Raw genomic sequence first — 9,585 nt, 5'->3', positions numbered from 1 at the left:
TTTTAGCGACAGCTGAAACATTCTCGAAAGGGTGTCGAAAGTGACGTAGGTGGGCTTTAGTTCGCGGTCAGAAACTCGTTCCAAGCGCTCAACGTGGATTCATAGTTTTTCATCACGGTGTTCCAGACGGCGACATTGCTAAAACGTCGTTCGTAGGAACCCCCGGTGCGGGCTTCGCCACGGCGAACGACGACGCGTCCGTCGGTGCCCTTCAAATCAGAGGTGGCGGGTTTGCCGGCGTACCAATAGTCCCACTCCGGCGCGGTCATTTCGCGACGGGACCGCTGGGGATTGGAGATGTAGTAGCCCTGCCGCGCGATGAACGCACCCGGCCAACCGGACAGCCACCAATTCATGTACTCGTACGCCGCGTCTTTTGCGGTGGACGAGGCGGCTGCGGACAGGCACATCACGCCGTGCCATGCTCGATAGCCTTCCTTGGGTGCCGCGTAAACGCAATCGATGTTCTCGGCGCGGAGGGCAGAGACGCCGGGCGAGAACATGCTTTCGATCACCGCTTCGCCGCCACGCATCAGTTCGACCGAGCGGGGCACGCTATTCCAAACGCCACGAAAGTGTCCCTGGCGGCGCAGGTCGACCAGGATTCGAAACAGCGCGGTGATCTCCGCTTTGGAAAGGTTGCCGATGTCGTCGAATTCGATCAGCCCCTTGGATTGGGCCGCCAAGGCGATGTCAAACAGCCCGATCGTCGGCTCGTTGCACAACGCGACGCGGCCGGCCCAACGAGGATCCAACAACCAACTCCAACTTTCCGTCTTGTACGCCACGCCACGTGGGACCACCGACGCGTCATAGGCGAAGGAGTCGACATTGTGGACGTAGGGCAGAAAGCTGATCTGTTTGGTTTCTTGGGCCGCCAACGATCCATCGCGTTGAACGTAAAGCAGTTTGTTGGGGGCGTCGCCGGCGCCGATTCGTCCGTAAGGTGTCAGCTTTCCCGTCTTCGTCAGACTGTTGATCTCGTCCCAATACTCCAGCCGCGAGAGATCCAGGGGCTGGATCGAGCCGGCTTGCCAGAGCACGCGGATACTGTTGGACCACTGTTCGTACAGATCGAACGACTCCGGACGCGTCGATGCCTGATGCAGGACCGAGGCGCTGCCCCCCGGCTGGAAGTGCAGTTTGATCCCCAAATCCTTTTCCGCTTGCTCGCGGATGGGCTGCTGAAGCGTCACGTGCGTGCCCAAGACCCTGAGCGTGCGTTGCTGTTTGACGAATCCGTATGGCGCGGTGCCAAACACACGCTCTGGCGCAGCGGCCAACGCGACCGCGGCGCTGGCGGCAGTGGCGAGTACGGTTCGTCGATTTTGCTTCATGGATTGATCGCCTTGGATAGAGGTGGCTGAAAAACTTGTCTTGCCCCTGAGGTACCGGCCCATTCGGTCCGGGCAATTCAACCAGAATGCGGGACAACGGACGGGTCTCCACTGCTACGACACCGCCGGGATCGTGGCGACACACACGCCCCCCGCGCCCCGCGTTGGGGCCGTGTTGCTTTGGAAGCCACGGTCCCGGCCGGGCAGCGTGATTGACCAAGCGGGTTCGCAGCCCCCCGTTTGCCGCTTCGGCCGTCAGGGCGACCGAACGTGTCGCGTGTAGCGGTTGCGGGCGTGGGACCGATGATGCGGCTTGTGGCGTGTGGCGAAGGCAGAATCCCGTCGCTTTGCCTCGCGACCATCGCCGACCTTGCCGATTAGGAAAGATGATTGCGTCTCGTCCTCGGACGAGGCGACTGACCGCACGCCCCCCTTTCTCCATGTGAGGGCGGTCATTTCGCCGCTGTGCGACCTGACAGACCTCCCGCTTGTTTCTCGACCGTTTGCACCTTATGACAAGGTGCTCGAGCGTGCCCTTGTCCCTCTGAAACTTGACTCGGTTCCCAATAGCCCCTCGATTCTACCGATGCAAAAAACCCTTGATTCTGCTGTCTCACCGTCCCCCGAAACCGACGATGTGCTCCTCGGCTCGCTCTCACACGAGTTGCGCCGACACCTGCTGTTCACTCTGGGACGTGACGACATCGACTCAGATCCCGGTTATTGCTATCGCGCGGCGGCCATCACGATCCGAGATCGCATCAGCCGTGACTGGCGCCGCACCCGCGAATTGCTCGCGGCCAGCGACACGCGCCACGTCAACTATTTGTCACTCGAGTTTCTGCTCGGACGGTCGCTCAACAACGCGATCCAAAACATGGACCTGGACGAGGCGATGCGTAAGGCGTTGCATCGATTCGGCGTCGAATTGGAAGAGGTCATCGACAAGGAACACGATGCCGGGTTGGGCAACGGCGGTCTCGGACGGCTCGCGGCCTGTTTTCTCGATAGCTGCGCCAATCTGCAGCTGCCGGTCTCCGGATACGGGATTCGCTATGAATACGGGATGTTCCATCAGCTGATCGAAAACGGCCGCCAAGTCGAAGCCCCCGACCACTGGCTGCGCGATGGAAACCCCTGGGAAATCGAGCGGCCCGAGGACACCAAACGGATCCGATTGTACGGCCGAACCGAACGCTACGTCGACGAACAGGGAAAACCACACAGCCGCTGGGTGGAATCGCACGACATCTTGGCGATCCCCTACGACATGCCCATCCCCGGTTTCCGAAACGGCACCGTCAATACACTCCGCCTCTGGAAGGCGACGGCGACCGACGCGTTTGATCTGAATGAGTTCAACGCCGGCAGTTATCCCGAATCGGTCGCGCAAAAAAACAATGCCGAACAAATCTCGATGGTGCTGTATCCCAACGACGCCAGCGAGAACGGAAAAGAGCTGCGTCTGAAACAACAGTACTTCCTGGTCTCGGCCAGCCTGCAAGACGTCTTGGCCAACTGGGTCGAGCGGCACGGCGAGGATTTCAGCGAGTTCGGTCAAAAGAACTGCTTCCAACTCAATGACACGCACCCCGCCTGCGCCGTCCCCGAGTTGATGCGGCTGCTGATGGATGAACATGAATTGGAATGGGACCAGGCTTGGGCGATCACGACGCAGTGCATGGCCTACACCAATCACACCCTGTTGCCCGAAGCGCTCGAGCGCTGGTCGGTCAGCCTGTTCGGACAGTTGCTGCCGCGTGTCCTGGAAATCATTTTTGAAATCAACGAGCGTTTCCTCGCCGAGGTGGCCAAGAAATTCCCCAACGAGCCCGATTTGCTGAAACGTGTCTCGCTCGTCGAAGAAGGCCACACGCCGCACATTCGAATGGCGTACCTGTCGATCGTCGGCAGCTTTTCCGTCAACGGCGTCGCACAGCTGCACACCGATTTGCTCAAGAGCGGATTGTTCGCCGATTTTGATCGCATCTGGCCGAACAAAATCAACAACAAGACCAACGGCGTCACCCAACGGCGCTGGCTATCCCACTGCAACCCGGGACTGCGCGACTTGATGAATGAAGCGATCGGTACAAGTTGGGAGTCCAATTTGGAAGAGATCAAGGAATTGGCCCCGCTCGCCGACGACGCCGACTTCCGCAGTCGCTGGCGTGCAGTCAAGAACGCCAACAAAAAGCGATTGGCCAAGTACGTCCAGGATAACACCGGCGTCGACTTCGACCCCTCGATGCTGTTCGACGTTCAAGTCAAACGGATCCATGAGTACAAGCGACAGTTGATGAACGTGTTGCACGTCATCCACTTGTACGACCACATCCTTCGCGGCGAAACCGCCGGCATGGTGCCGCGATGCGTTTTGATCGGAGGCAAGGCGGCGCCAGGCTATCACTTGGCCAAGCTGATCGTCAAACTGATCAACAACGTCGCCCGCGTCGTCAACAGCGAACCCCGCGCACGCGATCTGCTGCGATTGGTGTTCTTCCCCAACTATCGCGTTTCGGCGATGGAAGTCATCTGCCCCGGAACCGAGTTGAGCGAACAGATCTCCACCGCCGGCAAAGAAGCGTCGGGAACGGGCAACATGAAATTCATGATGAACGGAGCGTTGACGATCGGAACACTCGATGGGGCGAACATTGAGATTCGCGAAAAGGCCGGTGCCGAAAACTTCTTCCTGTTCGGACTCAATGCCGCCGAAGCCCAAGAGACGCGAAAGAGCTATGACCCCAACGCGATCATCGCCGCCGATCCCGCAATCGCCCGCGTGATGGAATTGCTCGAAGGTGGTCATTTCCACGGCTCCGAACCCGGTGTCTTCGGCGAATTGACCTCGGGCCTGAGAAACCCGCACGACCAATGGCTGACCATCGCCGACCTGCGCAGCTTCATCGACGCACAAGAACGCGTCGCGGAAACCTACCAAAAGCCCGATCAATGGGACCGGATGAGCATTCTCAATGCCGCCAACAGCGGATGGTTCTCCAGCGACCGAACGATTCAGCAGTACGCCGATGAAATCTGGCACGTCAAACCGCTGACAGAATAACTGCGATTCGTTTGGCGACAGCGGGTTGGCGTCAATCGGCGGATCGGTTATTCGGCCTCGGCCGGTGCGATCCGCGTGGCGGAGACGCGGATGCCGTTTTGAAACAGCTCCAGCGCTTTAAATTGCCCGTTCTGTTCGTCTTTAAACGTCAGCGTGGCCCGGACGACCTTGTAAAACCATTCCGTTTCGGATTTGGGAAAGACTTCAAACGCGGGCTGGCCGGTCAATTGCACCATCATTCGATCGTTGACAATGCTGACATCGAACACGGCTCCGGGGGCGATTTGGTAACGGCCTTCGCATCGTTTCATCTTTGCGATCGGCACATCGATCGTCGACTGAAACGTTCGAGGCTCGACGGCCGCACCGGCCAACATGCGGATCAAGTCTTCGGCCAGCACGTCGACTTCCATGGTTGCCGTGTTGGTCAATAACACGACCGCCGCGGGAACCTGGCGGTTGACGAACAACATTGCATGGTATCCACCGGTTTGTCCGTTGTGCCACCGCGTCGATCCGTCTCGGGCGATGTGCCAACCGAGCCCCATCGCAAAGTCCTTGGCGTCACCGCCGCGGTGCTGTTTCCAAGCAAGCTGAAGCGCTTTTCCCAAGTCATCGTCCGGCGGATCGAGATTCGACTTGGCAAACCGCAGCATGTCCGTGACGGTGCTGCGGATCCCGCCGGCACCGGGCATGTCGGCAAACTCCCACGTCGAATGCGGCTTTCCGGGAGTGCTGTGGCCGATCACCAGACGCTTGAGGACTTCGGCATCGCCGGTCACCGTGGTGCTGGTCATGCCCAGCGGTTTGGCGATCCGTTCGGACAACAGTTGGTCGTACGATTTGCCGGCTTGGTGACAGAGGAGATAACCGAGAAACGAAACCGCAAAGTTCGAGTACTCCATCTCGTCGCCCGGATCGCGGGTCAACGAATAGTCGCTCAAGAATTCGAGGGCGAGCTGGGAAGTGTAATCGGCGTAGGGGTTTTCACCGCCGACGTTTTTCATGTTGCTCGGCAATCGCGGCAGTCCCGACCGATGGATCGAAAGATCTAACAGCGTGATTTTCTTGCCGTTTGAATCGGGCATGCTGGCACCAGCGGGCAACAGGTCGGCGGCGTCCTGGTCCAGCTTGACCTTGTCTTGGACGACCGCGTCGGCGAGCAGAACTCCCGTAAAGACTTTCGAGACCGAGCCGATTTCATAAACCGTTTGATCGGTCGGCGTTTCACCGCGATGGGATGTTTTGCCAAAATGAAACGTCGCGGAGGAATCCCCCGCGATCAGCCCCAACGAAAGACCGACGACTTGCTCGGAATCGAGATACGGTTGAACGAGCGAACGAATTCGCTGCTGCGTTGCCGGGTCGTCCAAATCAGGCGGTGCGGCAACGAGCCGGTCGGCGGCGAAGACCAAAAGCAAACCGCAAAGGGCTGAGCGTAAGATAGTGGGAAAGCGATCGATCATCGAGACTCCTCGGCGTGTGTTCAATCGATTGGAACACTCGATCTTAACGGCACGAGGGTTTGCCGTGGGGCAGGCATGATGCCTGCCGGGGGATCGCAAGCTGGAAGCTTACGCCACTTGTTGTGGCGGGGGACGCAAGCTGGAAGCTTACGCCACTTATTTGATGATTGCTTTTTTTCGTAGCGCTTCGATGATTTGGGTGACGCACTCGTCGATGGTCTGTTGGGACGCATCGAGGGTGACATCGGGGTTGGGCGGAGCGTCGTAGGGAGCCGTGACGCCGGGGAAATTCAGCAATTGACCGGCGTCGGCTTGGGCGTACTGGCCTTTCTCGTCACGCTGGCGACAGACTTCCACCGGCGTCGCCACATGCACGACCAAGAAGCGGTCTTCACCGATCACGCGGGCCACTTTCTGGCGAACCTCCTCGCTGGGCGCGACGAAGCAGGCGATGCAAATCATCCCCGCCTCATTCAGCGTGTGTGCCAAGTGTGCGCTGCGACGAAGGTTTTCACTGCGATCGTTGGCGCTAAAACCGAGGTCACGGGACAGGCCCTTGCGGACGTGCTCACCATCGATGACCGATACGGCCCGACCACTGTCGAACAGCTTGCGTTCCAGGGCTTGGCCGATCGCGGTCTTGCCCGACCCGGTCAATCCGGTCAGCAGCACCGTGGCCGGTTGTTGACCGTACCGGGCGGCGCGTTCTTCGGCGGTGACCGCGGAAACCGGTGCGTTGTCGTCGCGATCGCCGGATTCCTCTTCGTCCCAAACCGATTTCGCCCCACCGTCACCTGATTTATCCAGAATCATCCCGGCGGCGACGGTCGCGTTGGTGATCCGGTCGATCACGATGAACGCGCCGGTGGAACGGTTGCGGCGATAGGCATCAAAATGGATCGGGGCGGACAGTGAAATACCGACGCGGCCGATGGCGTTGAGTTCCAATTCGGGGGCGGGACTGCGGTGCAACGTGTTGACGTCGACTCGATAGTTGAGCGTGTCGATCGTTCCGGGAACCGTTTGCGTGGTGTGTTTAAACAGGTACGTCTTGCCGGGCACCATCGGCTCTTCGCCCATCCAAACCAGCATGGCCTGGATCGAATCTCGCGACTTGGGAAGGTTTCCCGGGCGAACGATCATGTCTCCGCGCGAGGCATCGATTTCGTCTTCCAGGGTCAGCGTGACCGCCAGCGGTGCGTAGGCTTCCTCGAGTTCACCCTCGTAGGTCACGATCGATTTGACTTTGGAGGTTCGCTTGCTCGGCAACACCATGATCTCTTCGCCGGGACGAATGATCCCCGAGGCAATCGTTCCGCAGAAGCCGCGGAAATCCAGGTTGGGACGGTTGACCAATTGGACGGGGAATCGGAAATCCTGCAGGTTGCGATCGCTGCCGATGTAAACCGATTCCAGGAAACCCATCAGCGTCGTGCCGGTGTACCAGGGCATCAATTCGCTGCGATCGACGACGTTGTCACCGTTGAGCGCGCTGATCGGAATGAAGTGCAGGTCGGGCAGATCCAGACGGGTGGCGAAGGACCGGTAGTCGTCGCAAATCGCTTCGTATTTTTCTTCGGAAAACTCGATCAAGTCCATCTTGTTGATGGCCACGACGACGTGACGAATCCCGAGCAGGGAGACGATAAACGAATGCCGTCGGGTTTGCGTCAGCACGCCGTGACGGGCATCGATCATCAGGATGGCCAGATCCGCGGTCGAGGCGCCGGTTGCCATGTTTCGCGTGTATTGTTCATGGCCGGGGGTGTCGGCGATGATGAACTTTCGCTTCGCGGTGCTGAAGTATCGATAGGCGACATCGATCGTGATGCCTTGTTCTCGCTCTTCCTTCAACCCGTCCATGAACAGCGACGGGTCAAAGTTTCCGCCGGTCGAACCCTGTTTGGCGGAATCCGATTGGACCTTGGCCAATTCGTCTTCGTAAACCAACTTGGAATCGTACAGCAAGCGTCCGATCAGCGTGCTCTTGCCGTCGTCCACGCTGCCGCACGTGATGAACCGCAACAGTTGCTTGTTCTCATGTTGCTTGAGATAGGCGTTGATGTCGGTTGCGATGAGGTCAGACTGGTGAGACATGGTTGCTGGTGAAAGGTGTTGAGGGAGTGACGCGGTCGAGGCGTTGGCGGATGGACCGGTGGAACAAGGCGGTGACCGAGGGCTAGAAATAGCCCCGTTCTTTTTTCTTTTGCATGCCGACCCCGCCTTCGTCTTTGTCGATCACACGTCCCTGTCGCTCGCTGGTCGTCGTCAACAACATTTCCTGGATGACGTCCACCAAGTCGGTCGCTTCGGATTCGACCGCCCCAGACAGCGGATAGCAGCCCAACGTTCGGAACCGCACCATCTTTTCCTCTTCGACTTCGCCTTCCAACAGCGGCATGCGGTCGTCATTGCGCATGATCAGGATCCCGTCCCGCTCGACGACCTTGCGTTTGGTCGACAGGTAAAGTGGCACGATCGGGATGTTTTCCAGATGGATGTATTGCCACACGTCCAGTTCCGTCCAGTTGCTCATCGGGAACACGCGGATCGACTCCCCCTTGTTGACGCGTGCGTTGTAGACGTTCCAAAGCTCGGGGCGTTGATTCTTGGGGTCCCAGCGGTGGCCTTTGTCGCGAAAGCTGAAAACCCGCTCTTTGGCCCGCGATTTTTCTTCGTCGCGTCGCGCCCCACCGAAGGCGGCGTCAAAACCGTATTTATCGAGAGCGGCCTTGAGGGCGTCGGTCTTCATGATCTCGGTGTGACGCTCGCTGTCCTCCCACGGCTTGATGTCGAGCTTCAAGCCTTCTTCGTTGATGTACACGATCAGATCCAGCCCCAGTTCCTTGGCGACATAGTTGTCCCGGAACTCGTACATTTCCTTGAACTTCCACGTCGTGTCCACGTGCAGCAAGGGAAATGGAGGTTTAGCCGGAGCGAAGGCCTTCAGAGCCAAGTGGAGCAGCACTGCAGAGTCTTTGCCGACGCTGTAAAGCATCACGGGATTTTGAAATTCTGCAGCCACCTCACGGAAAATATGAATGCTCTCCGCTTCCAGTTGTTTCAGGTGGGTCAGGTTGTAATCCGACATCAGGACGCCGTAAGGGTGGGGAATCTAGCGTTAGTAACGGGCAAGCCATGCCCGGCCGAGGGAGTATAGGCGGAGTGTTGCAGTTTTAAGAGAGGGAATGGAACTTCTCTCTCTCCCGTTGCCATTCGGGGTGTTGGGGCTTAGGCTCTGGGATTCTGCGCCGGGGAACGAAATCTTCCCGGCCTCATCAATTTTTCCGGAGTGATTCTGGTGTCGGGAACTTGCGTCATTGGTTTGCAGTGGGGTGATGAAGCGAAGGGCAAATTAGTTGATTTGCTGGCTTCACAATTTGATTTGGTCGTCCGCTATCAGGGCGGAGCAAACGCCGGCCACACGGTGGTTGTCGGCGATGAAGTCTACAAATTGCACCATATTCCCAGCGGAATCCTGCATCGTGGGGTCCAAAATCTGATCACCCCCGGTGTGGTGATCAACCCCGAGACCATGATCGGCGAGATGGAGGGGCTTGCCCCCCGCGGAGTCAACTGCGACGAAAATCTGCAAATCAGCGAGCGGGCCCACCTAGTCATGCCTTGGCACATGGCCGAAGACCGCCAGATCAACGCGACCGCACTGCGTGGTGAGTCGATCGGCACGACCAACCGAGGCATCGGACCGTGTTAT

6 protein-coding genes are annotated in these 9,585 nt (G+C 58.6%); 2 read left to right on the top strand and 4 right to left on the bottom strand.

Annotation, left to right across the window (positions count from 1 at the left end; translation table 11 throughout):
* Positions 1-56 precede the first annotated feature (56 nt).
* The gene (locus ABX749_RS10670; RefSeq protein ID WP_372895965.1) at positions 57-1,337 is read right to left on the bottom strand and encodes a PotD/PotF family extracellular solute-binding protein; all 1,281 of its coding nucleotides are present in this window, start codon (positions 1,335-1,337) and stop codon (positions 57-59) included.
* A gap of 586 nt (positions 1,338-1,923) precedes the next feature.
* Here ABX749_RS10670 and ABX749_RS10665 point away from each other — a divergent pair.
* Positions 1,924-4,404, top strand: coding sequence for a glycogen/starch/alpha-glucan phosphorylase (locus tag ABX749_RS10665; protein WP_372895964.1), 2,481 nt, complete (start codon positions 1,924-1,926; stop codon positions 4,402-4,404).
* A gap of 47 nt (positions 4,405-4,451) precedes the next feature.
* Here the strand turns inward: ABX749_RS10665 and ABX749_RS10660 are convergent, their stop codons facing one another.
* The 3 genes from ABX749_RS10660 to cysD all read right to left on the bottom strand — a co-directional run bounded on the left by ABX749_RS10660 (position 4,452) and on the right by cysD (position 8,961).
* Positions 4,452-5,825 (bottom strand): serine hydrolase, encoded by a 1,374-nt coding sequence (locus ABX749_RS10660; RefSeq protein WP_372895963.1) that lies wholly within the window; start codon positions 5,823-5,825, stop codon positions 4,452-4,454.
* 201 nt (positions 5,826-6,026) lie between these two features.
* Positions 6,027-7,967: a sulfate adenylyltransferase subunit CysN gene (gene cysN / locus ABX749_RS10655; RefSeq protein WP_372895962.1), complete on the bottom strand. Its 1,941-nt coding sequence runs from the start codon at positions 7,965-7,967 to the stop codon at positions 6,027-6,029.
* An 82-nt stretch (positions 7,968-8,049) separates the two neighbouring features.
* A complete protein-coding gene (gene cysD / locus ABX749_RS10650; RefSeq protein ID WP_372895961.1) occupies positions 8,050-8,961 on the bottom strand; it encodes a sulfate adenylyltransferase subunit CysD in 912 nt (303 codons plus the stop codon).
* Positions 8,962-9,171: 210 nt separating this feature from the next.
* Here cysD and ABX749_RS10645 point away from each other — a divergent pair.
* Positions 9,172-9,585 (top strand): adenylosuccinate synthetase (locus ABX749_RS10645; RefSeq protein WP_372895960.1); only part of this gene is annotated, 414 nt, incomplete at its 3' end.

It is taken from the genome of Stieleria sp. (genome assembly GCF_041595215.1).
Lineage (GTDB): Bacteria > Planctomycetota > Planctomycetia > Pirellulales > Pirellulaceae > Stieleria > Stieleria magnilauensis.
Note: the sequence above shows the minus strand (reverse complement) of the source record. Positions and strands in the feature narration are given on the sequence as shown.